Raw genomic sequence first — 24,373 nt, 5'->3', positions numbered from 1 at the left:
GCTGACGCGCGTCAGAGGCGGCGGACCTCGTCCAGGACGACGCGGCCGCCCAGCTCGACCGTCTCCGGATCGACGTAGCGGGTCAGGATCTGCGAACCGATGCCCTGCCGGATGATCAGATCCCGCTTCAGCTCGCCCGTCAGCGTGATGGCGGCCGCCCCGGTGGCCTCGTCCTCGACGATGCCGTCGCCCCGCCGGGGGAAGCCCCGCGCCCGAACCGTTCCGGCCTCGGCGTCCACCCAGGCCCAGGCGTACAGCCAGCCCTCGCCCGGTGGCGGGGTCGGCAGCGCGTCGACCTCCTCGGCCGACCCGAACTGCTGCGTACGCCGCCCGGTCGCCCAGCTCGGCGGGCTGGAGATCCAGCTCAGCTCGCCCTCCTGCCGGGTCGGCACCTCACCGGCGGCCGGCCGCAGCAGCTCCAGCGCGTGCACCTCGCGGCGAAGCAGCCAGGCCGTGCCGACCAGCGGATGCCCGGCGAACGGCAGCCGGGTGCTGGGCGTGTAGATGTCGAGGACCGCGTCGGAGAGGTCGTCGACGAAGACGGTCTCGCTGAAGCCCAGCTCCCGGGCCACCTCCTGGCGGTCGGGCTCACCCGGGACCCGGTCGCCGTCGAGGATGACGCCGAGCCGGTTGCCGCCGGTGTCGCCGGGCGCGCAGAAGACGCGCAGCACATGCAGGTCAGTCACCAGCCGAGCCTAGTCCTCGTATCCCGCCCCCTGGCGGGGCGACCGGGATGGCGCTACTGCGCCGCAGTGGATGATGAGTGACATGAAGATCGCGGTGCTCCACGCCCGGCAGCCGTTGACGACCGATCTGCGCGAGGTCTTCCCCGAGGCCGAGTGCGTCGTCGTGTCGTGCGGCGAACCGGCCGTCCGGGAGGACGTGGGTGGCGAGCCGCCCACTCTCGTCCAGGCCGATCGCGGGGACTGGGCCGCCGTGCTCGGCGGGATCAAGCCGGACGAGCTGGTCACGAACGACGAATACAGTCTCGCCGACTGCGCCGGGCTCCGGGACGCTCTCGGAATGGCGGCGCGGCTTCCGGCGTATCCCTGGAAGTACCTGGACAAGGTCACGATGAAGCGCGAGCTGGCCGCGGCCGGGATCACCGTGCCGCGATTCGTGGCTTTCGAGCCGGTCGTCGCGCGGTCCGCGGCGGAGGTCGTGGCCCGGGTGGGGCTGCCGCTGGTGGTCAAGCCGCGGCAGGAGGCCAACTCGCGCGGTGTCCGCGTGCTGTCCACCGTGGCTGAGCTGAGCGAGTGGCTGGCGGCTCACGACGGCGAGGAAGGCTGGGAGGCCGAGGAGTTCGTCGCGGGCGTGGGCCATCATGTCAACGCAGTCGTACGCGGAAAGCACGTGGAACCGGTGCAGGTGGGCCGTTATCTGGGCCCGCTGCTGAACCTGCCGATCGGAAGTATGAGCGTGCGGTACGACAGTCTCCACGAGCTGAACGAGCGAGTGGTCGCGACGCTGGGGTACGCCGAGATGGTCGTCCACACTGAACTGATCGTGCGGCCGGACGGGGAGCCGGTGATCGTCGAGGTCGCCGGCCGGGCTCCCGGTGGCGAGGTGCCCCGGATGGCGGAGCGGCATGCCGGGCTGAATCTCGAAGCGGCGCATCTGCGCTTGCAGGCGGGGCTGCCGATCGGCAGTCCACAGCGGACGGGCCTGGATGCTGCGTGGATCTGGCGGCGGCCCGGTGGCCTGCCCGAGCTGGCCTCGCCGCACGAGGTCCGCCGGCGCGACAGCGTCCACTCGGTGGTGCTGTGGAACGCCGATGCCGACCAGCTCGCGGCCGACGCTCAGGTTCTCGCCGGAGGTCCGTCATGATCACTGCCGAACAGACGATCGCGTACGCGACGGCGACGAACGATCCGCTTCCCGAGCACCTGTCGGGTGAGCTGGCCCCGCCCGTCTTCGCGATCGTGCCGGTGTGGGAGGTCGTCGTCGAGGCGGTCATGGGCGCCGCCCCGCTCGACGCACTGGCCTTGATCCTGCACGGGGAACACGATCTTCGTATTCACCGGCCGATCACGCCGGGGATGGAGCTCCGGTCGGCGGCCGCGGTGACCGGGGTGCGGCCCAAGGCGTCCGGCACCAGCGTCGTCGTCCGTACGACGACGCACGACGGCGACGACCTCGTCAACGAGCAGGTCATCACCGCGTTCATCCGTCGATGGACGGGTGTGGCCTCGGGCGATCCGGCGCCGTCGCACGACTTCGACGAGACGCTCCGGATCGGGCCCGGTACCTCGGTCGGCGCCCGGCTCGACCCTGACCAGACATACCGGTACAGCGAGGCCGCCGGTGATCCGATGCCGATCCACCTCGACGACGGGATCGCCCGGCGAGCCGGGCTGCCGGGAATCATCGCGCACGGGCTCTGCACGATGGCGTTCGCGTCCTGGGCGGCGATCACGGCGGTGGGCGGCGGCGATCCGCGTACGCTGCGGCGGCTGGCCGTCCGGTTCAGCCGGCCGGTGCTGCCCGGTCAGGCGATCACCCACACGTTCTGGCCGGTGTCGGCCGGTGTCGCGCAGTTCGAGACGGTGGCCGACTCGGGTGCCGTCGTCCTCCGCAACGGTCGCGCCGAGTTCGGCGACCCCCTCCAGTAGCGGGTCCCGCCGTGGCGGCGCGGGCAGCGGGTCCCGGCGTGCGGCTCGGGTGGCGGGTCCCGGCGCGCGCGGGTAGCGGAGTCGCGGCGTGCGGCTCGGGTGGCGGGTCCCGCTGTGCGGCTCGGGTGGCGGGTCCCGGCGCGCGGCTCGGGTAGCGGAGTCGATCAGGCCGCCGGGGGAACGATCAGGGAGCTGCGGAGGCGACACGCCGGTCGATCATGGCCGTTAGTTCATGATCGGCGGGAAAGGGAGCGGCGGGAAGGGGTCAGCGGGAGCGGCGGAATCGGGTCGAGACGAAGGCGGCGGTCAGCAGGATGAGCGCGGGGGCGAGCGTGGCGAGCCACGCGCCCCGGAACGGCGAGGAGGTCTCGGCGAGCCGGGGAGCTACTGGCGAGGGTGCCGCCGCGGCCGCTGCGACGAGCCGTGATGGGGCAGGCGACGACGTGGACGAGGTGGGCGTCGAGGAGAAGGGCTCCGCGCCGGTGAAGGTGCGGCTGCAGTGGTGCGACTCGTAGACGCAGACGGCCAGGGTCACCCCGTCGTCACCGGTGTTCGGGTCGGCCGCGTCTTCGACGGAGAAGCCGAGGTGCGGGGAGGCCGGTGTCGCGCTGCGCAGGCGCAGGCGTACGCCGACACGGATCGCCGAGCCCACCGCCAGCGACCGGTGGCACGTACCTTCGACGACGTGCGGGCAGCCGGTCCAGCCCAGGAACGCGAAGCCTGCGGCCCGGGGCCGCCTGACCACGATCTCCGCGCTGTGCGGACCACGGTTCCGGACGGTCACCTGTGCGGTCAGGACGTCGCCGACGTGGAGGTAGTGATAGGTCCGGTCGGGTACGGCGTACGCGTCGGCCTGTCCGGGCGCGGCGGACGCCGGGGCGGTCGCCAGCAGCAGCGCCGCGACCGTCGTGAACCAGGCTGCCAGCTTGAGCACAACAACTCGCAATCGGACGAAGAGCACGAAAAGCTAGCATAAGTCCGATATTGGATCTCCGTCCGGCGGGGTCAGCCCAGCCAGTCGCGTAGCACCTCCGCGGTGTGCTCGCCGGGCTTCGCGGGCGGCCGGGTCAGCTCGGCCGGGGTTCGCGAGAACCGGGGTGCGGGCGCGGGCTGTGTCGTCCCAGCGAAGTCCACATAGGTCCGCCGGGCCGCCAGGTGCGCGTCCTGTGCGGCTTCGCGCATCGACAGCACCGGCGCCACGCATGAGTCGCCGTCCGCGAAGATCTCGGTCCATTCGGCTCTGGTACGCGTAGCGAAGGCCGTCCGGAGGCGTTCCCGAAGGTCGGGCCAGCGCGCTGCGTCGTACTGCAGATCGGTCAGCTCCGGTTGCCCGAGGCGCGCGACGAACTCGGCGAAGAATCGCGGCTCCAACGGGCCGACCGCCAGGTGCCCGCCGTCGGCCGTCTCGTAGACGTCGTAGAACGGGGCGCCCGAGTCGAGCAGGTTGACTCCGCGCTCGTCCCGCCACGCGCCGCCGGCCAGCAAACCCCAGGTGAGCGTGTTCAGGTGGGCCGCGCCGTCCACGATGGCGGCGTCGACGACCTGACCCCGGCCGCTGCGTCCGGCCTCCCAGAGCGCGGCGAGCAGCCCGGTCGCGAGGTAGAGCGCGCCGCCGCCGAAGTCGCCCAGCAGGTTCAGCGGGATCTGCGGCGGGCCGCCGGCGCGGCCGATGCCGTGCAGCACCCCGGCCAGCGCCAGATAGGTGACGTCGTGCCCAGCGGTCTGCGCCCGCGGACCCTCCTGACCCCAGCCGGTCATCCGCCCGTACACCAGTTTCGGCTGCCGGGCCAGGCACACCTCGGGACCGAGGCCGAGCCGTTCGGCGACACCGGGCCGGTAGCCCTCGATGAGCAGGTCGGCCTTGGCGATCAACTGCAACGCGACGTCGAGATCCCGCGGATCTTTGAGGTCCAGCGCGATCGACCGCTTGCCCCGGTTGAGCAGGTCGTACTCGGGATCGACGGGAGAGGACGGGGTGCCCCGGTCGATCCGGACGACGTCGGCGCCCAGATCGGCCAGGAGCATCGCGCAGAACGGCCCGGGTCCGAGCCCGGCCAGCTCCACCACGCGTACGCCGGCCAGCGGCCCCGGCACGCGTCAGGCCTTTGTGTAGAGCGTGACGACGGCGGCCCCGCCGAGCCCGATGTTGTGCTGCAACGCGGCGCGTACGCCGTCGACCTGCCGGGGACCGGCCTGGCCCCGTAGTTGCCAGGTCAATTCGGTGCACTGGGCGAGCCCGGTCGCGCCCAGCGGATGCCCCTTGGAGATGAGCCCGCCGGACGGGTTGACCACCCAGCGACCGCCGTATGTCGTGGCGCCCGAGTCGATCAGCGCACCGCCCTCGCCCTCCCCGCACAGGCCGAGCGCCTCGTAGGTGAGCAGCTCGTTCGTCGAGAAGCAGTCGTGCAGCTCGATGACCTGCACGTCGTCCGGGCCGAGCCCGGCCGTGTCGTACGCCTTCCGCGCGGCCAGCCGCGTCATGTCCGCCCCGACGACGCTGATGGCGCTGCGATCTTCGAAGGTGGCGGGAGTGTCGGTCACCATGTGCTGGGCCGCGATCCTGATCGCCCGGTCGCCGAGGCCGTGCTCCTCGACGAACCGCTCACTGGCCAGCACGGCCGCCGCCGAACCGTCCGAGGTCGGCGAGCACTGGAGCTTCGTCAGCGGCTCGGAGATCATCTTGGACTGCAGGATCTGATCCAGCGTGTAGACGTCCTGGAACTGGGCGTACGGATTGTTCGCCGAGTGGCGGTGGTTCTTCTCGGCGATCCGCGCGAACTGCTCGGCCGTGGTGCCGTACTTCGTCATGTGCTCGCGTCCGGCGTTGCCGAACAGCTGGGCGGCGTACGGCGCGGTCGTCGGCTCGTAGAGCTCGGCCTGGGCTGTGAGGTGCCGGGCCAACGGCGGCTCCCGATCGCCGAAGGCCATCGTCAGCGAGCCCTTCTGCATCTTCTCGAACCCGATCGCCAGTACGCAGTCCGCGAGCCCGCCCGCGATCAGCTGCCGCCCGAGGAACAACGCGGTCGAGCCGGTCGAGCAGTTGTTGTTGACGTTGCTGATCGGGATGCCGGTCAGGCCGAGCTCGTAGAGGCCCCGCTGACCGCTGGTGGAGTCGCCGTAGACATAGCCCGCGATGGCCTGCTCGACCTGGGCGTACTCGACGCCGGCGTCGGCCAGCGCCGCCTGACCGGCCTCTCGCACGAGCTGCGGATAGTCGACGCTGTTCCCGTCGGCGTCGACGCTGCCGGGCTTGCGGAACGGCGTCATCCCGACGCCGACGACATAGACGTTGCGGCTCGAAGCGTGGCTCACACTCGAAGGTTACTCGTGGGTACATCGGCGCGCCACAGCGCGTACAGGGCGAGTCCGGCCGTCACGACCAGCGGCGCGCCGTCCCGGACGAGCCCATCACCGTCCAGGAGCAGCCAGCACAACGGCAACTGCACGGCCAGCGCCACCAGCGTCAGCAGGATGACCACGGGGCGCGGCCAGCGCTTGCCCCGGAGCAGGAAGAACGTCACGATCCCCATCAGGTAGCTCATCCCCAGCGCGGCGATGAACCAGATCGCGATCACCGGCACGAGGGTGACCCGCCCGTCGAGGACCAGCCCGACCGCGACGATCGCCGGGACCAGCATCAGCGGCCCGTACGCCAACCCGGCGACCCGGGCGGTCAGCAGCCACCCCGACACCGGCGGCCGTTTGGGCTCGACGTGTTGCAGGGAGAGCCCGCTGCGGTCCATCACCAGGCGGCGAGGCGGCCGCTGCAAGTGCGCGGCCAGCTCGTCGGACCGGTAGAGCAGCACGAGGACGGCGGTGCACAGCAACACCAGCACCAGGAACCCGAGTACGCCCGGCGCAGCCGGAAGGCCCTGCTTCGGCACCACCAGGCGGGCGACGGCGAACAGCGTCGTCACGCAGAGGATGAGCCCGAACGGGCGAGCGCTCGCCCGGCCCAGCCGCACCTGGCGGATCAGCAGCAGGAAGCCCAGCGAGCGCAGCAACGCCCACCCCGTACGCACCGCCAGACCCCAGTCGCCGCCTTGGGCGTACCACCAGATGAGCACCTCGACCACCACGGTGGCGAGCGCGGTCACGGCGAGCAACCACTGGAGGAGGCGGACCATGCGCCCGAAGATACGTCAGCTCGCGCAGCGTCGGCGACGGCCGGTCAGAGCAGGCCCCGAGCCATGGCGGTGGTGACGGCGGCGGTGCGGTCGTCGACGTCGAGCTTGCTGAACACCCGCAGCAGGTGGGTCTTCACCGTCGCCTCCGAGATGTGCAGCTCGCGGCCGATGTCGCCGTTGGTCAGGCCGCGCGCCACCAGCCGCAGCACCTCCGCCTCGCGGGCGGACAATCCCGGCTGAACCGGCTGGCGCACCTGGCGCAGCAGGCGCCCCGCGACCGCCGGAGCCAGCACTGTCTCGCCCCGGGCGGCCGCACGCACGGCGTTGGCCAGTTCTGCCGGGGCGGCGTCCTTGAGCAGGTAGCCCGACGCGCCCGCCTCGACCGCGCGCAGGATGTCGGCGTCGGTCTCGTAGGTGGTGAGCACCACGATCCGGCTGCGCGACGCCCTGCTCAGGATCTTCTCCGTCGCGGTGGCGCCGTCGCCGCCCGGCATTCGCAGGTCCATCAGGATCACGTCGGGGGTGAGCGCTGCCGCAGCCGTGACCGCCTCAGGGCCGGACGCCGCCTCGCCGACGATCCGCAGATCGGGCTCGGCCTCCAGCATGCCGCGCAGTCCCGCCCGCACGACGGGGTGGTCGTCGACGAGCAGCACGGTGATCATGCGCGCACCTCCAGGGTGATCGTGCAGCCGAGACCGGGCGCGCTGTCCACTGTGAGCAGTCCGTCGACCTGGGCGGCTCGCATGCGCATTCCGTCGAGCCCGAAGCCGCCGTGCGTCGTGACGGGGTCGAAACCCCGGCCGTCGTCTCGCACCGTCAGGAGCACGCGGTCGGCGGCGTAGACCAGGTTCAGCGTCACGTCCGTCGCGCCCGCGTGGCGGCGAATGTTGGTGAGCGCCTCCTGTGTCGCCCGCAGCAGCACTACCTCGGTGGCGGTGGGCAGCGGAACCGGGTCGCCGCTCATGGCGTAGGCGACGGTGACACCGGTCTCCTCGGCGAGCCGGTCGGCCTGGCGACGGATCGCCTGGTCCAGCGATGCCGAGTCCAGCGCGGCCGGCGCCAGGGCGGCGATGAGCGCTCGTGACTCGGCCAGGTTCTCCCGAGCGGTACGCACTGCGAGGTCGACATGACCTCGGGCGCGGGCCGGATCACGGTCCAGTTCCGACCCGGCCGCCTGAAGCAGCGTGATGATGCTGGTGAAGCCCTGGGCGAGAGTGTCGTGGATCTCGCCCGCGAGCCGTGAGCGTTCCTCGGCCACACCGGCCAAGTGGGACAGCCGCGCCACCTCGGCCCGGCTGGCCTCCAGCTCCCCGATCAACGCCAGGCGCTCCTCGCTCTGCTTGATCACCCGGACGATGAAGACGCCCATGAGCACCGACAAGGCCATGCCGAAGAAGGCCATGATCATCGTAGTCCGGGTGTCGCCGGGGTCGGCCCGGCCGATCAGCGCCGCCACGACCGGAAGTACGTTCGCCCCGATCGCGCCGGCGATCGCCTGACCGAGCGGCAGGCTCATGAACATCAGCGGAGACAGCACGAAGTTGATGTACGCCGAGATCGGCACCGCCGTGACCGCCACGGCGGCCAGCCCGAGCTGCGCCCCGATGAACGGCCACAAGCGGCGTCCCTCGGCGTCGGCCAGGATGAGCGGCCGTCCCCACCAGGTGTAGCAGGCCGCCATCGCGGTCAGGGCCACGGTCGCCACCACCGCGCGGGCCGTCGCCCCGGGACTGTGGCCGACGGCCACGAGCACCAGGACGACGGTGTATCCGATCGCGAAGTAGACGTCCCAGATCCGCAGGCTCGCGTACCAGGACTGGGAGCCGCTCATCGCTGCTCGGTCCACCGGAAGGTCATCAGGCACGCCGCCAATCCGACCACACACCATGCCCCGAGCACGAGCGCGGTCCGGCCCGGCTCCCAGCCACCGGCCATCTCGTGCGCGGCCATCGAATCCGGCAGGAACACCGAGCGGAATCCCTGACCCATCCACTTGACCGGGAAGAACGACGCGACCGTCACCATCCACTGGGGAAGCATCGTGATCGGGTGCACGAAGATCCCGGAAAGGAACTGGAGTGCGACGACCGGCACGTTCAGCACCACGCCCGCGCTGCGCGACGAGCGTACGAGGGAACTGGCGGTGACGCCCATCGCCGTGCAGGCCACGATGGACAGGGCCAGCACCCAGGCGAAGGTCAGCCAGCGCCCGGGTTCGTCGGGCAGCGGCATGTCGAAGACGGCCACCCCGACGCCGAGCATCAGGGCGACCTCGGCCACCGTTGCGACGGCCACGACGGTGAGCTTGCCGATGAAGTACGCCAGCACGGTCATCGGCGTGCCGCGCAGCCGCCGGAGAGTGCCGTCCTCGCGGTCGGCCGCGATTCCGACGCCCATGGTGATGAACGCCGTCGAGATGATCCCGTACGCGATCATGCTGGCCGAGAAGACCTGCGCCGCCGAGGCCTCCGAATGATCGCCGTAGGAGTCCTTGAAGATCGATCCGAGCAGGACGAGCAGCAAGGCCGGGAAGATCAGGCTGAACCCGACGGCCTCCCGACTCCGCAGGAACTGGCGCAGTTCGACCGCGCCCCGGGCCAGACCCAGGCGGCCGCTGGAGGGCAGGGCGGCAGTGCTCATCGGGCTTCTCCGATCAGGCTCAGGTAGGTGTCTTCGAGGGTGGGGCGGGAGACGGTGACATCGTCGAGAACGCCCTCGGCGGAGCGCTGCGCGATGAAGGCGACGGGGTCGGCGGTGTGTTCGGTGTGGCGGCCGCGTCCGTCGGTCCACGTCACCGTGGCCAGCTGCGCCCCGCGGCCGCCGATCGAGCCGGGGGTGCCCTCGGCCACGATCCGCCCGGCGGCGATCACCGCCAGCCGGTCGGCCAGCACCTCGGCCTCCTCGAGGTAGTGCGTGGTGAGCAGGATCGTCGTGCCCTCGCCGCTGAGCAGCCGGATGAGGTTCCAGAACTGACGGCGGGCCTCGGGGTCGAAGCCGGTGGTGGGTTCGTCGAGGAACAGCAGCTCCGGGCGTCCGATGATGCCGACCGCGACGTCGAGGCGGCGGCGTTGCCCGCCGGACAGGGTGCGTACGCGGGACTTCGTCTGCTCGGTCAGGCCGACGAGGTCGACGACCTCCGCCACTGGACGGGAGACCGGATAGCAGGCCGCGAAGTGGCGTACCGCCTCGGCGACGGTCAGGTCGGCCAGATCGTGAGCGGACTGCGCGACGATGCCGATCCGCGCCCGCCAGCGCCGGCCGGCCGTGCCCGGGTCCTCGCCGAGCACGCTGACCTCGCCGCCCGACCGGCGACGATGGCCCTCCAGAATCTCCACCGTGGTGGTCTTGCCCGCCCCGTTCGGGCCGAGCAGGGCGAATACCTCGCCCGAGTCGATGGCCAGGTCGAGTCCGTCGACCGCCGGCCGGCCGGCGTACGCCTTGCGCAAGCCCCGAACCGTGATGGTTTTCGTCATGGTCTCAGCGTCGCCGCCGGACGGGGTGCGGCGGGACGGCCGGCAGACGTAACTCGGGTGTCCACCGACCGGTGGACACCCGAGGGGCTTGCCGCTGTCTAGCTACAGTGGGCGATCGAGGTCGTCGTCCGGGCGGCTCCACATGCCCGGCTCACCCGTCGGACGCTGCCCCCGCATGCCGGGATCAGGCATCCCGGCGTCCGGCATCCCCGGCTGCCGCGGCGCGCCCGTCTCGTACGCGGACTGCGACTCGTACGTGGTGCCCGGGTCCTCGGCGAGTCCGGAGCGGCCGCTCTCGACGCGACCGCCCTCGACGCTGCCGCGCCAGGCGCCGGTCTCACTGCCGCGCTGCTCGATGAACTCCTTGAAGTTCTCGAGGTCCTCCTTGACGTGGTGGCCGACCATGCCGGTCTTGTCCGCCACGTTCTCGGCGAAGCCCTCGGGCTCCAGGTCCAGCTGCGCGGTGACCCGGGTGTGGTCCGAGTCGATGGGCTGGAAGGTCACCGTGCCGCCCTGGCGGGTGCCGCTCGTCGACATCCACGCCACCCGGCTGTCCGGCTGCTGCTCGGTGATCTGCGCGTCGAACTCACGGCGTACGCCGTTGATCTCGACCGTCCAGTGGGTCAGGGTGTCGTTGATCTGCCGGACCTCCTTGACCCGCTTCATGAACTTCGGGAACTGCTCGAACTGGGTCCACTGGTTGTACGCGGTGTGGATCGGCACCGCGACCTCAACGGTCTCGGTCTGGCTGGACATGCCAGCTCCTTTCGTCGTCCGACCGGTCCAATCACATTCGGCGAAGGCGCGTTTGACCTCGTCGAGCCCGGGTATCGCAGCGCTCGCTCCCTGGAGACCGGAGGTGTGCGATGAGCGGAGTTCCGCTGCCGGGGCTCGAAGAACTGCTCGACGACGTCTACGTCGCCGACGAGCGCGTGACCCGGGAGGAGATAGTCCGCCGGGCCACCGCGGCGGATCTGCCCGCCGAGACGCTCAGCCGGCTCGACGCGCTGCCCGAAGGCGAATACGAGCGCGACGAGGTGGCCGAGTCGATCCGGCTGATGTCCGCCGAGCGTGACGCTTGACCGGTTGTCTCTGCCATACCGGGCAACTACCCGGCCGGGGCAGAGGTATGCAGCCGTGCGCAAGATTCTCCCGAATCGCCCCCGATGCCGCGGAAGCGGCCCTAGCATCGGAAGCGCCCGGAGTCCGCGGGGGACCTGGGCGTACGGGGGTTGACATGGGCATCTCGGACAAGATCGCGGACGCCGTCGACAAGGTCTCCGACAAGCTCGGAGGCGACGACAAGCTGAAGGAACACGTCGACACCGCGGCCGGCAAGGCCGACGACGTGACCGGCGGCAAGCTCACCGGCGGCATCGACAAGGCGTCGGACGCCGCCAAGGACATCATCGACAAGTAGGCGATCTCGTTCCGGCGAGGGCGGTACGCTCGGCGCGCCGCCCTCGCCGCCGGTTGTCTATCGGTTCCGGTCGGTCTGGCTTATCGGGAGCGGGCGTCCAGTCGTAGCGACTGCCAGGAGCCGTCGGCCGCCCAGCCGCCGTCCACCGACAGGGTCACGCCGTTGACGAACGCGCTGCGCTGGGGATCGGCGAGGAACGCGACCGCCTGCGCGACGTCGTCCGGCGTGGCGAACCGGCCCAGCGGCACATGGTCGACGATGTCGTCGTCGCCGTACGCGCCCTCGCCCTGCGACGCGTCGTCCATCGGAGTCTTCACCCAGCCCGGGCACACCGCGTTCACGCGTACGCCGCGGCCGCCCCACTCCACGGCCAGCGTCCGGGTGAGCCCGATCAACCCGTGCTTGCTCGCGTTGTACGCCGCCCGGTCGGCGATGCCGAACAACCCGGCCACCGACGCGATGTTCACTATGGATCCCGCGCCGGCCGCCAGCATCTGCCGCCCGAACGCCTGGCAGAGCAGGAACGGGCCGGTGAGGTTCACGTCGACGACCTGGCGCCACAGCGCCGCCGGAGTCTCGTCGGCCGGGCTGATGCAGGCGACGCCGGCGTTGTTGACCAGGACGTCGATCCGGCCGTAGCGCTCGTTGACCGCCCCGGCGTACGCGGTCACGTCGGCCTGGCTCGTGACGTCGCCGACGACGGTCAGCGCGTCCGGGAAATCCGTGATCTCCTGCCGGTCGAGGAGGGCGAGCCGGAAGCCGGCCGCCGCGAGCACTTCGGCGATCCGGGCGCCGATGCCTTGGGCCGCACCGGTTATCGCGGCGACCGGCGCGTCCGGCCGGTCGGGGGAGGGTGTCGTCATGCCGTCACCCTAGGCGGTGTCGCGCCGCGTCCGGGTTTGCTCGTCAGACCCACCGGGTAGCGTCAGCCCCGATGAGATCACTTCTGTCGTTCCCCCCGTTCCACCTGCTGCACACTCTGCGGTTGCGCCGCGCGGCGCGGCAGGTGTTCGGCTGGCGTCGCCTGCGCGACGGGCAGCTGGCCGCGATGCGGTCCATCATGTCGGGTCAGGACACCCTCGTGGTGCTGCCCACCGGGGCCGGGAAGTCCGCCGTCTACCAGATTCCGGCGACCCTCCTGCCCGGTCCGACGATCGTCATCTCGCCCCTGCTCGCGTTGCAGCAGGACCAGCTGGCGTCGTTGAACGATCGCGGTACTCCGCAACTGCGCGCCGTGCGGATCAGCTCGGCCGAGACGCCGGCCCAGCAGGCGGCCGCCCTGGCCGAGGTGCGTGAGGGCCGGGCGCGGTTCCTGTTCACCACGCCCGAGCAGCTCGCCGATCCCGAGCGGGCACGACAGGTCCGCGAGCTGCGGCCCTCGCTCGTCGCCGTCGACGAGGCGCACTGCATCTCCGCGTGGGGCTACGACTTCCGGCCGGACTACCTCGGGCTCGGCCGGTTCATCAGCGACCTGGGGCGGCCACCCGTCGTCGCGTTGACCGCGACCGCCTCCCCGCCCGTCCGCGAGGACATCGCCGCCCGGCTGGATCTGCGCCGGCACCGCACCATCGTGTCCGGTTTGGACCGTCCGAACCTGCACCTGGAGGTGGCGTACTGCTCCGACGAGCAGTATCGGTGGCGACGGCTGCAGGCCTTCCTGAAGGAGGAGGACGGCCGCTCCGGCATCATCTACGTGCCGACCCGGCGCGCCGCCGAGGAACTGGCCGACCGGCTGGTCTCGGCGGGGTTCAAGGCGGCGTTCTACCACGGCGGCATGGCCGGGGGCGTCCGCGAGAAGCGGCATCTGGAGTTCAGCGACGGCGAGATCCCCGTCATGGTGGCGACCTCGGCCTTCGGGATGGGCATCGACAAGCCCGACATCCGATGGATCGCGCACGTGGCGTTGCCCGATTCCCCCGACAGCTATCTCCAGGAGATCGGCCGGGCCGGTCGCGACGGTCAGCCGGCCCGCACCCTGTTGTTGTGGCGGATGGAAGACGAGGCGCTGCAACGGTTCTTCAACGGCGGCTCGCCGGACCACGCCGAGCTGCGTGACCTGGCGGCGCTGCTGCGTACCGGGGGACCGGCGACCAAGACGCAGCTGAAGGAGCGCAGCGGACTGAGCGCCCGCAAACTCGCCCAGCTCCTCAGCCTGCTCGAGGAGGTCGGCGCGGCCGACACGCTCGCCACCAACAAGGTCGTGAGCCCGCGATACGCGCCGGAGCCGGTCGCGGCGGCGAAGGCGGCCCTGGCCCAGTTCGAGCGGCGGCAGGCGGTCGGGCAGACCCGCGGCGACATGATGCGGGCCTACGCGCAGAGCCGGTCCTGCCGCGCCCAGGTGCTGCTGGCGTATTTCGGCGAGCACGTGGCCAAGCAGTGCGGGCACTGTGACAACTGCCACGTGCGACCGGGTGAGGGCGTCTCCGACGACCGCCCGTTCACCGTGCACACCGGCGTACGCCACGCGGAGTGGGGTTCCGGTCTCGTGCTCGGCTACGACGGCGACAAGATGACGGTGCTGTTCGACGAGGTCGGCTACAAGACGCTGTCCGTGCCCGTGGTGCGAGCGCAGCAGCTGCTCGTGGTCGACTAAATTACGACAGGCTTCACCGACTCGAGGGGGTAAACGTGAACGGCTTCACCGACGCCGAATGGGGACTGCTGGTCGGCCTGCCGCAGGCCGTCCTGATCGCCGCCAGCGCGGCCGAGGAGGACGGCGCCCGCCGGACGGCCGCCGAGAACGCGGCCGGGATGGCGGCGATCTCCGACGGCCGGGACTCGGCCAGCGAACTGGTGCGGACGGTCGCCGCCGAGATCGTCGCCCGGCTGGGTGACCCCGACGGTGAAGAGGAGGCGAGCCTGCCGGTCTTCGCACCCGGCGACCCGGTGGCGGTGGCGGCCGACGCGCTCGACCGGGCCAAGGCGGCGGCCCAGCTGCTCGACGAGCGCGGCCACGAGGCCGACGCGGCGGCGTACAAGCACTGGCTGGTCACCATCGCCGAGGAGGTCGTCACCGCGGCGTCCAGCGGCGGCCTGCTCGGCATCGGGGGCACCGAGGTCAGCGCGGCCGAGCAGTCCTTCCGCGACGATCTGGTGCAGGTGCTCAACGACTGAGCCGCCAGGGCCGGTCACCACGATCTGGTTGGCACTTTCGGCGTACGCGGGGAATGCTGACCAGATGCACGACGAACCGGTCGCGGTGGCGCGAGATCTGGTCCTGGAACTGTTCCCGCTGGCCCGATGGGCGGTGCTGGCGGGCAGTGTCCTGACCGCGCACCGTACGCCCGGTTCCGACCTGGACATCGTCGTGGTGTTGCCGGACGGAGATTCGCAGGCGCCGCACCGCGATTCGCGCTATTACCGCGGCTGGCCGGTCGAGCTGTTCGTGCACGACGAGCAGTCCATGACGTACTACCTGGACAGGGACGTCGCCGAGCGGCGTCCAGTCCTGCATCGGATGATCGCGACGGGACTGCCGATCCTGGGCGATCCCGGCGACCGCCCCGCGCGTTGCGCCCGGGTGCTGGCCGCCGGGCCGCGCGGGCTCAGCGACGCCGACCGCGAATACGTCCGCTACGGCCTGACCGATCTGCTGGACGATCTCGCCCACGCCGTCGACGCGGGCGAGCGCACGGTGATCGCGACCGCGTTGTGGACGGCGTCGGCCCAGCAGGCGCTGGCACTGGCCGGGCACTGGACCGGGACGAGCAAGTGGCTGCTGCGGGAACTGCGCGACCTGGACGCCGACCTGGCCGAGCGGTGGCTGGCGGCGGCGGGCGACCCGGTCGCGACCGCGAAGTTCGCGCGGGAGGTCCTGGACACGGCGGGCGGGCCCCTCTTCGAGGGCTACCGGGCGGCCGGCGTACGCCCCCGCTGACCCCTGCAGGTGTTCCGCTGCGGACTCGTCGTACGCGCGCGGGGCGTGCTGTTCGCGTTTTCCGGGATAACGTCCCTTTCTTGGTCCGGGAAGGCCGCGTTATCCCGGAAAACGCGCGCGAGCCAACGCGCGCGTTATCCCGGAAAACGCGCGCGAGCCAAGGCCGCGGGTGAGCTCAGGCCGGCGGCTGGAACTTCGGCTCCCAGCCGAGCAGCCGCCGCGTCTTGTCGATGCTCCAGCGTCGGGCGGAGGTGTCGCCCGAGATGAGGAAGGTCTCGCAGCCGACGCGATAGTCCATTGCGGACAGAACGGCGGTCGCGAGGTCGCTGGCGGCGGTGGGCTCGACGAGGACCCCGTCGCCGGTGTGGTGCACGATGGGCTCGCCGAACCGGGTCCAGGCCGGCCAGTCGGTGTCGGCGGTGGGCCAGGTGAGCCGGAGGATGGTGACCGTCATGCCCCACTCGCGGACGGCGGCGTGGCATACCTGTTCGCCGAGGTGCTTGGTCAGCCCGTAGAGGTCGGTCGCGTCCGGCGGCTCCTCGCCGGTCAGCGTCCGGTCGAGCAGGTCGCGATATACGGACAGGCTGCTGATGTGGACGGCGTGCGGCACCCCGTTCTCGTGGGCCGCCAGCAACGCGAGGTGGACCGACTTCACGTTCACGTCGTACGCCGCGCCCGAGCCGACGGCCGGATCGAGATCGTCGGCGCCCATGGCACAGTGGATCAGGACGTCGACTCCCTTCAGCGCGCTCCGTAAGGCGGTCAGATCGGTCGCGTCGCCGACGATGTGCTCGGGGTGCGCCCGAGGCGGCTTACGGTCGAAGACGACGACCTCGTGGTGGCGGGCCAGAAACGGCAGCAGGAGCGCGCCGACGTAGCCCGAGCCCCCGATCAGGAGTATGCGCATCAGTCGATGATGGCACCAACGCGCGCGGGAACGGAGATGATCGAAGCGTGAGCACTTCCCGCCCCAGCTGGCCGCCGACGGTGGAGCCGATGCTGGCCACCGCCGGGCCCATTCCGCAGGGATCCGGCTGGGCCTTCGAGTTCAAATGGGACGGCATCCGGGCGGTCGCCTCCACCAGCTCGGCGGGCGAACTCCGCCTGATCAGCCGCAACAATCTGGATCTGACGAGCAGCTATCCGGAGCTGGCCGAGCTGGGGGCGTACCGGTCGATCACGCTCGACGGGGAGATCGTCGCGCTCGACCCGGCGACCGGTGCGCCGTCGTTCGCCTTGCTGCAACGGCGGATGCACGTCGGTCGCCCGTCGGCGGCCCTCGTCGCGGCGGTTCCGGTGCGCTACTTCGCGTTCGATCTGCTCTATCGGCGTACGGCGCTGATCTCGAAGCCGTGGACGCAGCGGCGTGAGGCTCTCGACGGGCTCGGCCTGACGGGTAATGCCCTGGCGGTCCCGCCGTACTTCACCGGCGACGGCGAGGACGTGCAGGCGGCGGCGAAACAGCAACGGCTGGAAGGCGTGGTCGCCAAGCGGATCGACGGGCTCTACGAACCCGGCCGCCGTTCGCGGGGCTGGATCAAGACGCCGTTGTTCGACACCGCGGAGGCCGTCGTCTGCGGCTACACCGCGGGAGAGGGGCGCCGGGCGGGTACCCTCGGCGCGTTGCTGCTCGGCGCGTACGACGGGGAGGGCCGCCTGCGGTTCATCGGCCACGTCGGCACCGGCTTCAGCGACAAGGTCCTCGACCAGCTCATGGCCCTGCTCAAACCGCTGGTCCGCGAGAAGTCGCCCTACGACGAGGAGGTTCCCCGCATGTACGCGAAGAAGGCGCGCTGGGCCGAGCCGAGTCTCGTCGGGGAGATCGTGTATCGCAACGTGACCCCGGACGGGCGGCTACGGCATCCGTCCTGGCGGGGGCTGCGGCCCGAACGCCGGCCGGACGAGGTACGCATCACCTGGTGAGCGCCTGGTGCGTGCCGCGCCGGACGATACGGAAAACGGCTTGCCCGGCGGCGGCGACCGGAGTTTCCTCATCCGGGTGCGCCTGGACCCGATCGACATCGTCCCCTACGACCCGGAGTGGCCGACGGCGTACGCCCACCAGCGTGACCGGGTGACGACGGCGCTCGGCGACTGGCTGACCGGTCCGGTCGAGCACATCGGCAGCACCTCGGTGCCCGGCCTGCCCGCCAAGCCGATCATCGACATGCTGGCCCGGGTGCCGAAGTGGGATCCCGCGCTGACCTGGCCCCTCGCTGAGGCGCTGGCCGGCGTCGGCTGGGTGCACGCCCCGGAGCCCGCCGACGACGCCCAGCGGAAATGGTCGTTCTGCTTTCCCGACGCCGTCTGGCGTACGCATCACCTGCACGTGGTGGGGGAGGACTGGGACTGGCGACCGCTGCTGGCGTTCCGGGATCACCTCCGCACGCATCCGGACGACGCCGCCGAGTACGCCCGGATCAAGACCGAGCTGGCCGCGGCGGACCGGCACGACCGGCCGGCGTACCGGGCGGGCAAAGCGCCGTTCATCGAGTCGATCCTGGCCCGGCTGTGACCGCCTCCGTCAGCGCCGGATCAGGGATCCGGGTCGAATCTTGGCCCAAGATTCGACCGAGATCCCTGATCCAGCGCCTAGCGGGGCGCCCAGCGGGGCGCCTAGCGGGGCGCCGAGTGAGGCGCCAAGCGAGAGGAGGGAGATCAGCTGTGGGCGAAACGTCGTGATCACGACTTGAATGAGCGAGCACTCACTCAGTAAGCTCGCGGCGTGAAGACCGAGCCGAACCGACGTCGCCGGGTGCCCGCGATGGCCCCGGACGATCGCCGGGCCGCGATCATCGCCGCGACGATTCCGCTGCTCAAGGAGCACGGCGTCCTGGTCACCACGAAGCAGATCGCCGAGGCGGCGGGAGTCGCCGAAGGCACCATTTTCGGGGTGTTTCCCGACAAGCCGTCGCTCGTCCGGGCGGCGATCATGAGTGTCTTCGATCCGGCGCCGCTGGAGCGGGCGTTGTCGGCCATCGACCCCGAGCAGGATCTCCGGGGCCGGCTGGTGGACACCGCGCACATCCTGGTCCGAGGCCTGAAGGAGAGCGGCAAGCTCATCGGGCTCATCCGCACCGCCGCCAAGGGCGAGGACGACGCGGGCGAGATGGTCGGCAAGATGAAGGAGATGCGCGAGCGCACCTTCGGGGCCGTGGCCGGCGTGATCGAGCCCGACCGGCAGCGGTTGCGGGTTCCCACGGAGACCGCGGCGCACATGCTCGTGAGCCTGGTCTTCGCGATGGGGCAGCAGGGACTGCTGGGCCAGGCGACCCCCCAGGACTTCCAGCCGCTCGACGCCGAGCAGATCGTCAGCCTGCTCCTGGACGGCCTCCTCGTCCGGGAGAACGAGTCGCCGGAGACCCCGGACATCGCCGCGATGCTGCTCGACGGCTGGGAAGACGAGATCCGGGACATCGATCTGCACAACACCGCGAACGACACCGCGAACCGATCGGGAGAATGATGCTCATCCGCCTGTTGCGCAAGCACCTGCGGCCCTACCGGGGGGACATAACCCTGGTCGTGCTGCTGCAGTTCATCTCGACCCTGGCGACGCTCTACCTGCCCACCCTCAACGCCGACATCATCGACGACGGCGTGGTCACCGGCGACACCGGGAACATCCTCAAGATCGGCGGGGTGATGCTGGGCGTCACCCTGATCCAGATCGCCTGCTCGATCGGGGCCGTCTACTTCGGCGCCCGGACCGCGATGGCGGTCGGCCGGGACATCCGCGGGGCGCTCTTCGACCGCGTCGAGTCCTTCTCCCTGCGAGAGGTCGGGAAGTTCGGGGCGCCGTCGCTGATCACCCGGACCACCAACGACGTCCAGCAGGTGCAGATGCTGGTCCTGCTGACCTTCACGCTGATGGTGGCGGCGCCGATCATGATGGTCGGCGGCGTGATCCTCGCCCTGCGCCAGGACGTTCCGCTGTCGGCGTTGCTGCTGGTCATCGTGCCGATCCTGTTCGCCATCGTGGCGTTCCTCGTCGTCCGCATGCGTCCGCTGTTCCGGCTGGTCCAGGAGCGGATCGACAAGGTGAACCGGGTCGTCCGCGAGCAGATCACCGGCATCCGGGTCATCCGCGCGTTCGTCCGCGACGAGCGGGAGCACACCCGGTTCGCCGACGCCAACCAGCAGCTCACGGACGTGTCGCTGGCGGTCGGCAAGCTGATGGCGACCGCGTTCCCGACCGTCATGCTGGTCGTGAACGTCTCCAGCGTCGCGGTGCTGTGGTTCGGCGGGCACCGGATCGCCGGCGGCGACATGGAGATCGGCGCGCTGACGGCGTTCCTGAGCTATCTCATGCAGATCCTGATGTCGGTCATGATGGCCACCTTCATGTTCATGATGATCCCGCGAGCGGAGGTCTGCGCCGAGCGCATCGAGGACGTGCTGGACACCGAGTCCAGCGTCGTGCCGCCGACCGCGCCGGTCACGGAGGTCAACCGGGACGGCCGTCTCGACTTGCGGCAGGTGGAGTTCCGCTACCCGGGCGCCGAGGAGCCGGTGCTGCGGGGGATCGATCTCACCGCGCAACGCGGGCAGACGACCGCGGTCATCGGATCCACCGGGTCGGGCAAGTCCACGTTGCTGAATCTCGTGCCCCGCCTGTTCGACGTGACCGGCGGCGAGGTCCTCGTCGACGGCGTCGACGTCCGCGAACTCGACCCCGCGCTGCTCGCGACGCTCGTCGGGTACGTGCCGCAGAAGCCGTACCTGTTCTCCGGGACGATCGCGTCGAACCTGCGCTACGGCAACCCGGACGCCACCGACGAGCAACTGTGGCGGGCGCTGGAGGTGGCCCAGGCCAAGGACTTCGTCTCGGAGCTGCCCGACGGATTGGCGTCGCCGATCGCCCAGGGCGGCTCGAACGTCTCCGGCGGTCAGCGGCAGCGCCTGGCCATCGCCCGCACCCTGGTGCTGCGGCCGGAGATCTACCTCTTCGACGACTCGTTCTCCGCGCTGGACTACGCGACCGACGCCCGGCTGCGGTCGGCGCTGCGGTCGGAGGTCGCCGACGCGACGGTCGTCATCGTCGCCCAGCGGGTCAGCACGATCCGCGACGCCGACCGGATCCTCGTCCTGGACGAGGGCCAGGTCGTCGGCGAGGGCACCCATACCGAACTCATGGACGGCAACCCGACGTACCGGGAGATCGTGCTGTCGCAGCTCACCGAGCAGGAGGCCGTCGCGTGACCAGTGAATCCCCGAACGGCAAGGCCGCCGCACCGGCCGGAGAGGCGCCCGCGCAACCGGCCGCCCCGGTACGCCGGCCGCAGGGTGGCGGCCCCGGCTTCGGGCCGGGCCGGATGATGGGCGCACCGGCGGAGAAGCCGCTGGACTTCAAGGGCTCGCTGAAGCGGCTGGTGAAGATGCTGCGGCCGGAGCGGTTCGTGGTGGGCGCGCTGATGCTCTTCGGCATCGCGAGCGTGTTCCTGTCGGTGCTCGGGCCGAAGATCCTGGGCAAGGCGACCGACGTCATCTTCGCCGGCGTCATGGGCCAGCAGTTCGACCAGCCGGGCATGACCAAGGAGCAGGTCGTGGCCGGGGTCCAGGCGACCGGCCAGAATCGGCTGGCCGACATGCTGTCCTCGATGGACTTCACGCCCGGTCAGAGCATCGACTTCGACCAGCTCCGCACGATCCTGCTGTGGGTCCTCGGCATCTACGTCGTGGCGTGGCTGTTCGGCGTGATCCAGGGCCGGCTGACCACCGTCGTGGTCCAGCGGACCATCTACCGGCTGCGGGAGCAGGTCGAGCTGAAGCTGTCGCGGCTGCCGCTCAGCTACTTCGACAACCAGCCCCGGGGCGAGGTGCTCAGCCGGGCGACCAACGACACCGACAACATCGCCCAGACCCTGCAGCAGACGCTGAGCATCCTGGTCACGTCGCTGCTGACGATCGTCGGCGTACTGGGGATGATGTTCTGGATCTCGCCGCTGCTCGCGGTGATCGCGCTGATCACCGTGCCGCTGTCGATCATCGTGACGGCCCGGATCGGCAAGCGGTCCCAGCCGCAGTTCATCCGGCAGTGGGCCACGACCGGCAAGCTCAACGGGCACATTGAGGAGATGTTCACCGGGCACTCGCTGGTGAAGGTCTTCGGGCGGCAGAAGGAGGCGTCGCAGACCTTCGCCGAGCACAACGACGCCCTGTACGCGTCCAGCTTCAAAGCGCAGTTCATCTCCGGGATGATCCAGCCGGCGCTGTTCTTCCTCGGCAATGTGAACTACGTGCTCGTCGCGGTCGTCGGCGGGCTGCGAGTCGCCTCGGGTGCGATGTCGCTGGGTGACGTCCAGGCGTTCATCCAGTACTCCCGGCAGTTCAGCCAGCCGTTGACGCAGGTCGCCAGCATGGCCAACCTGCTGCAGTCCGGCGTCGCCTCGGCCGAGCGGGTGTTCCAGCTGCTCGACGCGGACGAGCAGTCGCCCGAGCCGCAGCACCCGGCACGCCCGGCCGAGGTCCGGGGCCGGGTGGCCTTCGAGGACGTCTCGTTCAGCTACAAGCCGGACCGGCCGCTGATCGAGGGCCTGTCGCTGGCGGTCGAGCCGGGGCACACCGTCGCGATCGTCGGTCCGACCGGAGCCGGCAAGACGACGCTCGTCAACCTGCTCATGCGGTTCTACGACGTGTCGAAGGGCCGGATCACGCTGGACGGCGTCGACATCGCCGAGATGTCCCGGGAGGAGCTGCGCGAGCAGACCGGCATGGTGCTGCAGGACACCTGGCTGTTCGGCGGCACGATCGCCGAGAACATCGCGTACGGGGCGGACAACCCGACGCGGGAGCAGATCGTCGCGGCGGCCGAGATCGCGCACGCCGACCGCTTCATCCGTACGCTCCCCGACGGCTACGACACCGTCATCGACGAGGAGGGCGGCAACATCAGCATGGGCGAGAAGCAGCTGATCACGATCGCCCGGGCCTTCCTCGCCGAGCCGACGATCCTCATCCTGGACGAGGCGACCAGCTCGGTCGACACGCGTACCGAGGTGTTGATCCAGCGGGCGATGAGCAGTCTGCGGGCGGGCCGGACGAGCTTCGTCATCGCCCACCGGCTGTCCACGATCCGCGACGCCGACACCATCCTCGTGATGGAGAACGGCCGGATCGTCGAGCAGGGCGCCCATGCGGAGCTCATCGCCAGGGACGGCGCGTACGCCCGCCTCTACCAGGCGCAGTTCGCCCAGGCGCTGGCCGAAGTGGACTGATTCTGTCGCCTACCCGACCGGCCGCGGTCCCGCCTGGGACCGCGGCCGGTCGCGTGTTCCGGCCAGCGTGGGAGCGACACCCGCCGGGGAGAAAGGCGGCACAGCTCGGCCAAACGGGCAATGGTGAGGATCACCGTCAGGGGGCACTCTTCAGCGTGTCGAGGGGAGGCATCGTGCTATCACGCGCTGCGCGATTGGCCGTGGTCGCGCTGCTCTTCGCCGGGACGGCGCCCGCCGCTCCGGCGTACGCCGCCGGTCACGGTTACGTCCGCCTGGCGCATCTGTCACCGGACACTCCCGCCGTCGACGTGTACCTCTCCTCCCAGACCGGCGCCCTCGCCGAACAGGTCTTTCCCGGCGTCGGGTACGGCGTGATGTCCGACTATCTGGCGCTGCCGGCCGGTGGCTACACCGTCGCGATGCGACCCTCGGGCGCGCCGAAGTCACAGCCGCCGGTACTGACGACGCAGGTCAGCGTCGCCGCCGGGCAGGCGTACACGGTCGCCGGGGTCGGCCGCTACGCCGACCTGGGGCTGCGCGTCATCGTCGACGACTTGAGCCTGCCGGCCGACGGGCAGGCCAAGGTCCGCGTCGTCCAGGCCTCGGTCGCCGTGCCCGTCCTCGGGGTGGCGCTGCCGGACGGGACGCCGATCGCGGAGAACGTCGCGTTCGCCACGGCCACGGCGTACCAGCAGGTCAAACCGGGTGATTGGCGGCTGGTGATCAGCCCGGCCGACGGCCGCGCGCCCACCGGGCTGGCCTGCGTCCTCAAGCCCGGCGCCGTTTACTCGATGCTCATCCTGGACGGGCCGCAGGGCCTGCGCGCCGAGCTGCGTACCGACGCGACGCGCGAGGGCGGCGTACCGACCGGCGGCGTCGAGACCGGTGGTGGTGGCACCGCGCCCGCGCCGATCTGGCCGATGGTCGGAGCCGGCGCGTTGGTGCTGGTCGCGGTGGGCGCGCTCGGCGGGCTGACGGCCCTCCTGGTCGCTCGAGCTCACCGGCGGGCGGCCCGGGTGTGGTGAGCGCGCCGGGGACCGCGATCCGGCGCCATCGGGCGCCGGGGCCGGTCGGTGCGGTGCTGCTCGCGGTGGTCGCCGTGGGCGCCTTGGCCGGGGCGGCGAGTCTGCTCCGGGTGGCGGCCCGTCCCGGGCCGACGGCCGCGTGGGTGGCCGGGGTGATCGTCCCGGCGCCTTCGACCAGCACGGTGCCGCCGCCGACTCGCCTGCGGATCGCCGCCATCGGCGTCGACAGCGCGCTCGCCGCCCTGCACCTCGACGTCCGCGGGCGGCTGATCGCGCCGAGTTCCTTCGACCAAGCCGGCTGGTACGCCGAAGGCACCGTCCCAGGTGAGAAGGGTCCGGCGGTGATCGCCGGGCATGTGGATTCGATCCACGGCAAGGCTGTCTTCTATCGGCTGCGCCAGCTCCGGCCGGGCGACCGTGTCGAGGTGCAACGTGGGGGAGCCTGGGTGAATTTCGCGGTGACCGCCGTCCACGAGTACGCCAAGAGCGCCTTCCCGGCGGCGGAGGTCTACGGCCCCACCCCGGACGCGCAGTTGCGCCTGATCACCTGTGGCGGCGACTTCGACCGGGACGCCCGGTCCTATGAGGACAACATCGTCGTCTCGGCGGTGCGGACGTGATC

At 70.9% G+C, this 24,373-nt stretch carries 25 protein-coding genes and 1 pseudogene; 14 read left to right on the top strand and 12 right to left on the bottom strand.

Translation table 11 applies throughout. The features are described from left to right. Positions 1–11 precede the first annotated feature (11 nt). Positions 12–686 carry a PhzF family phenazine biosynthesis protein gene (locus tag AB0H43_RS15770; RefSeq protein ID WP_360000048.1) on the bottom strand — a complete coding sequence of 225 codons (675 nt, stop codon included), beginning with the start codon at positions 684–686 and terminating at the stop codon, positions 12–14. An 82-nt stretch (positions 687–768) separates the two neighbouring features. Here AB0H43_RS15770 and AB0H43_RS15765 point away from each other — a divergent pair, with 82 nt between their 5' ends. After that, entirely contained in the window at positions 769–1,827 is a 1,059-nt protein-coding gene (locus AB0H43_RS15765) for a hypothetical protein (RefSeq protein ID WP_360000047.1), read from the top strand. Further along, positions 1,824–2,612: a MaoC/PaaZ C-terminal domain-containing protein gene (locus tag AB0H43_RS15760; protein WP_360000046.1), complete on the top strand. Its 789-nt coding sequence runs from the start codon at positions 1,824–1,826 to the stop codon at positions 2,610–2,612. Before AB0H43_RS15765 ends, AB0H43_RS15760 begins: the two co-directional genes overlap by 4 nt. A gap of 265 nt (positions 2,613–2,877) precedes the next feature. On the opposite strand, the gene AB0H43_RS15755 is transcribed toward AB0H43_RS15760, so the two are convergent. The 9 genes and pseudogenes from AB0H43_RS15755 to AB0H43_RS15715 all read right to left on the bottom strand — a co-directional run. Further along, entirely contained in the window at positions 2,878–3,573 is a 696-nt protein-coding gene (locus tag AB0H43_RS15755; protein WP_360000045.1) for a hypothetical protein, read from the bottom strand. Positions 3,574–3,617: 44 nt separating this feature from the next. After that, complete coding sequence (locus AB0H43_RS15750) at positions 3,618–4,706, bottom strand: CaiB/BaiF CoA-transferase family protein (RefSeq protein WP_360000044.1); 1,089 nt, start codon at positions 4,704–4,706, stop codon at positions 3,618–3,620. 3 nt (positions 4,707–4,709) lie between these two features. After that, complete coding sequence (locus AB0H43_RS15745) at positions 4,710–5,924, bottom strand: lipid-transfer protein (RefSeq protein ID WP_360000043.1); 1,215 nt, start codon at positions 5,922–5,924, stop codon at positions 4,710–4,712. Continuing rightward, positions 5,921–6,739 (bottom strand): hypothetical protein, encoded by an 819-nt coding sequence (locus tag AB0H43_RS15740; protein WP_360000042.1) that lies wholly within the window; start codon positions 6,737–6,739, stop codon positions 5,921–5,923. The genes AB0H43_RS15745 and AB0H43_RS15740 overlap by 4 nt, the downstream gene beginning before the upstream one ends. Positions 6,740–6,783: 44 nt before the next feature. Further along, the gene (locus tag AB0H43_RS15735) at positions 6,784–7,401 is read right to left on the bottom strand and encodes a response regulator transcription factor (RefSeq protein WP_360000041.1); all 618 of its coding nucleotides are present in this window, start codon (positions 7,399–7,401) and stop codon (positions 6,784–6,786) included. Continuing rightward, positions 7,398–8,570, bottom strand: a complete 1,173-nt coding sequence (locus AB0H43_RS15730; RefSeq protein ID WP_360000040.1) for a sensor histidine kinase — start codon at positions 8,568–8,570, stop codon at positions 7,398–7,400. The genes AB0H43_RS15735 and AB0H43_RS15730 overlap by 4 nt, the downstream gene beginning before the upstream one ends. Then, positions 8,567–9,379, bottom strand: coding sequence for an ABC transporter permease (locus tag AB0H43_RS15725; RefSeq protein WP_360000039.1), 813 nt, complete (start codon positions 9,377–9,379; stop codon positions 8,567–8,569). The genes AB0H43_RS15730 and AB0H43_RS15725 overlap by 4 nt, the downstream gene beginning before the upstream one ends. Then, positions 9,376–10,212: an ABC transporter ATP-binding protein gene (locus AB0H43_RS15720; protein WP_360000038.1), complete on the bottom strand. Its 837-nt coding sequence runs from the start codon at positions 10,210–10,212 to the stop codon at positions 9,376–9,378. The genes AB0H43_RS15725 and AB0H43_RS15720 overlap by 4 nt, the downstream gene beginning before the upstream one ends. 309 nt (positions 10,213–10,521) lie before the next feature. Then, positions 10,522–10,968, bottom strand: a pseudogene (locus AB0H43_RS15715) (SRPBCC family protein); the annotation flags it as partial. Between the two features lie 110 nt (positions 10,969–11,078). On the opposite strand from AB0H43_RS15715, the gene AB0H43_RS15710 reads away from it, so the two are divergent. Both AB0H43_RS15710 and AB0H43_RS15705 read left to right on the top strand, forming a co-directional pair. Next, positions 11,079–11,294 (top strand): DUF2795 domain-containing protein, encoded by a 216-nt coding sequence (locus AB0H43_RS15710; RefSeq protein ID WP_360000037.1) that lies wholly within the window; start codon positions 11,079–11,081, stop codon positions 11,292–11,294. Between the two features lie 155 nt (positions 11,295–11,449). After that, the gene (locus AB0H43_RS15705) at positions 11,450–11,632 is read left to right on the top strand and encodes a hypothetical protein (RefSeq protein ID WP_360000036.1); all 183 of its coding nucleotides are present in this window, start codon (positions 11,450–11,452) and stop codon (positions 11,630–11,632) included. A gap of 80 nt (positions 11,633–11,712) precedes the next feature. On the opposite strand, the gene AB0H43_RS15700 is transcribed toward AB0H43_RS15705, so the two are convergent. Next, positions 11,713–12,495 carry an SDR family oxidoreductase gene (locus tag AB0H43_RS15700; RefSeq protein ID WP_360000035.1) on the bottom strand — a complete coding sequence of 261 codons (783 nt, stop codon included), beginning with the start codon at positions 12,493–12,495 and terminating at the stop codon, positions 11,713–11,715. Positions 12,496–12,566: 71 nt separating this feature from the next. On the opposite strand from AB0H43_RS15700, the gene AB0H43_RS15695 reads away from it, so the two are divergent. The 3 genes from AB0H43_RS15695 (at position 12,567) to AB0H43_RS15685 (ending at position 15,509) form a co-directional block, all read left to right on the top strand. Beyond that, positions 12,567–14,225: a RecQ family ATP-dependent DNA helicase gene (locus AB0H43_RS15695; protein WP_360000034.1), complete on the top strand. Its 1,659-nt coding sequence runs from the start codon at positions 12,567–12,569 to the stop codon at positions 14,223–14,225. A 35-nt stretch (positions 14,226–14,260) separates the two neighbouring features. Continuing rightward, positions 14,261–14,746: a hypothetical protein gene (locus AB0H43_RS15690; protein ID WP_360000033.1), complete on the top strand. Its 486-nt coding sequence runs from the start codon at positions 14,261–14,263 to the stop codon at positions 14,744–14,746. 64 nt (positions 14,747–14,810) lie between these two features. After that, positions 14,811–15,509, top strand: coding sequence for a nucleotidyltransferase domain-containing protein (locus tag AB0H43_RS15685; RefSeq protein WP_360000032.1), 699 nt, complete (start codon positions 14,811–14,813; stop codon positions 15,507–15,509). Positions 15,510–15,684: 175 nt separating this feature from the next. Here the strand turns inward: AB0H43_RS15685 and AB0H43_RS15680 are convergent, their stop codons facing one another. Next, positions 15,685–16,416: an NAD(P)-dependent oxidoreductase gene (locus tag AB0H43_RS15680; protein WP_360000031.1), complete on the bottom strand. Its 732-nt coding sequence runs from the start codon at positions 16,414–16,416 to the stop codon at positions 15,685–15,687. Positions 16,417–16,463: 47 nt separating this feature from the next. Here AB0H43_RS15680 and ligD point away from each other — a divergent pair, with 47 nt between their 5' ends. The 7 genes from ligD to AB0H43_RS15645 all read left to right on the top strand — a co-directional run bounded on the left by ligD (position 16,464) and on the right by AB0H43_RS15645 (position 24,371). Continuing rightward, on the top strand, positions 16,464–17,432 hold the full coding sequence (ligD, locus tag AB0H43_RS15675) for a non-homologous end-joining DNA ligase (protein ID WP_360000030.1): 969 nt from the start codon (positions 16,464–16,466) through the stop codon (positions 17,430–17,432). Between the two features lie 76 nt (positions 17,433–17,508). Beyond that, on the top strand, positions 17,509–18,024 hold the full coding sequence (locus tag AB0H43_RS15670; RefSeq protein ID WP_360000029.1) for a GrpB family protein: 516 nt from the start codon (positions 17,509–17,511) through the stop codon (positions 18,022–18,024). A gap of 210 nt (positions 18,025–18,234) precedes the next feature. Continuing rightward, the gene (locus tag AB0H43_RS15665; RefSeq protein ID WP_360000028.1) at positions 18,235–18,975 is read left to right on the top strand and encodes a TetR/AcrR family transcriptional regulator; all 741 of its coding nucleotides are present in this window, start codon (positions 18,235–18,237) and stop codon (positions 18,973–18,975) included. After that, positions 18,975–20,711, top strand: a complete 1,737-nt coding sequence (locus tag AB0H43_RS15660; protein ID WP_360000358.1) for an ABC transporter ATP-binding protein — start codon at positions 18,975–18,977, stop codon at positions 20,709–20,711. The genes AB0H43_RS15665 and AB0H43_RS15660 overlap by 1 nt, the downstream gene beginning before the upstream one ends. 113 nt (positions 20,712–20,824) lie before the next feature. Next, positions 20,825–22,726, top strand: a complete 1,902-nt coding sequence (locus AB0H43_RS15655; protein ID WP_360000357.1) for an ABC transporter ATP-binding protein — start codon at positions 20,825–20,827, stop codon at positions 22,724–22,726. A gap of 173 nt (positions 22,727–22,899) precedes the next feature. Further along, a complete protein-coding gene (locus AB0H43_RS15650; RefSeq protein ID WP_360000027.1) occupies positions 22,900–23,751 on the top strand; it encodes a DUF4397 domain-containing protein in 852 nt (283 codons plus the stop codon). Beyond that, a complete protein-coding gene (locus tag AB0H43_RS15645) occupies positions 23,748–24,371 on the top strand; it encodes a class F sortase (protein WP_360000026.1) in 624 nt (207 codons plus the stop codon). Before AB0H43_RS15650 ends, AB0H43_RS15645 begins: the two co-directional genes overlap by 4 nt. Positions 24,372–24,373: the final 2 nt, after the last annotated feature.

The organism is Hamadaea sp. NPDC050747, from assembly GCF_040654195.1.
Classification (GTDB): domain Bacteria; phylum Actinomycetota; class Actinomycetes; order Mycobacteriales; family Micromonosporaceae; genus Hamadaea.
This window is presented reverse-complemented; position numbering and strand designations above follow the sequence as displayed.

Coding starts and splice junctions, on each gene's coding strand:
- AB0H43_RS15765 (WP_360000047.1), top strand. CDS start 769: ATGAAGATCGCGGTGCTCCACGCCCGGCAGCCGTTGACGACCGATCTG.
- AB0H43_RS15760 (WP_360000046.1), top strand. CDS start 1,824: ATGATCACTGCCGAACAGACGATCGCGTACGCGACGGCGACGAACGAT.
- AB0H43_RS15740 (WP_360000042.1), bottom strand. CDS start 6,739: ATGGTCCGCCTCCTCCAGTGGTTGCTCGCCGTGACCGCGCTCGCCACC.
- AB0H43_RS15735 (WP_360000041.1), bottom strand. CDS start 7,401: ATGATCACCGTGCTGCTCGTCGACGACCACCCCGTCGTGCGGGCGGGA.
- AB0H43_RS15730 (WP_360000040.1), bottom strand. CDS start 8,570: ATGAGCGGCTCCCAGTCCTGGTACGCGAGCCTGCGGATCTGGGACGTC.
- AB0H43_RS15725 (WP_360000039.1), bottom strand. CDS start 9,379: ATGAGCACTGCCGCCCTGCCCTCCAGCGGCCGCCTGGGTCTGGCCCGG.
- AB0H43_RS15720 (WP_360000038.1), bottom strand. CDS start 10,212: ATGACGAAAACCATCACGGTTCGGGGCTTGCGCAAGGCGTACGCCGGC.
- AB0H43_RS15710 (WP_360000037.1), top strand. CDS start 11,079: ATGAGCGGAGTTCCGCTGCCGGGGCTCGAAGAACTGCTCGACGACGTC.
- AB0H43_RS15705 (WP_360000036.1), top strand. CDS start 11,450: ATGGGCATCTCGGACAAGATCGCGGACGCCGTCGACAAGGTCTCCGAC.
- AB0H43_RS15700 (WP_360000035.1), bottom strand. CDS start 12,495: ATGACGACACCCTCCCCCGACCGGCCGGACGCGCCGGTCGCCGCGATA.
- AB0H43_RS15695 (WP_360000034.1), top strand. CDS start 12,567: ATGAGATCACTTCTGTCGTTCCCCCCGTTCCACCTGCTGCACACTCTG.
- AB0H43_RS15685 (WP_360000032.1), top strand. CDS start 14,811: ATGCACGACGAACCGGTCGCGGTGGCGCGAGATCTGGTCCTGGAACTG.
- AB0H43_RS15680 (WP_360000031.1), bottom strand. CDS start 16,416: ATGCGCATACTCCTGATCGGGGGCTCGGGCTACGTCGGCGCGCTCCTG.
- AB0H43_RS15660 (WP_360000358.1), top strand. CDS start 18,975: ATGCTCATCCGCCTGTTGCGCAAGCACCTGCGGCCCTACCGGGGGGAC.
- AB0H43_RS15655 (WP_360000357.1), top strand. CDS start 20,825: ATGATGGGCGCACCGGCGGAGAAGCCGCTGGACTTCAAGGGCTCGCTG.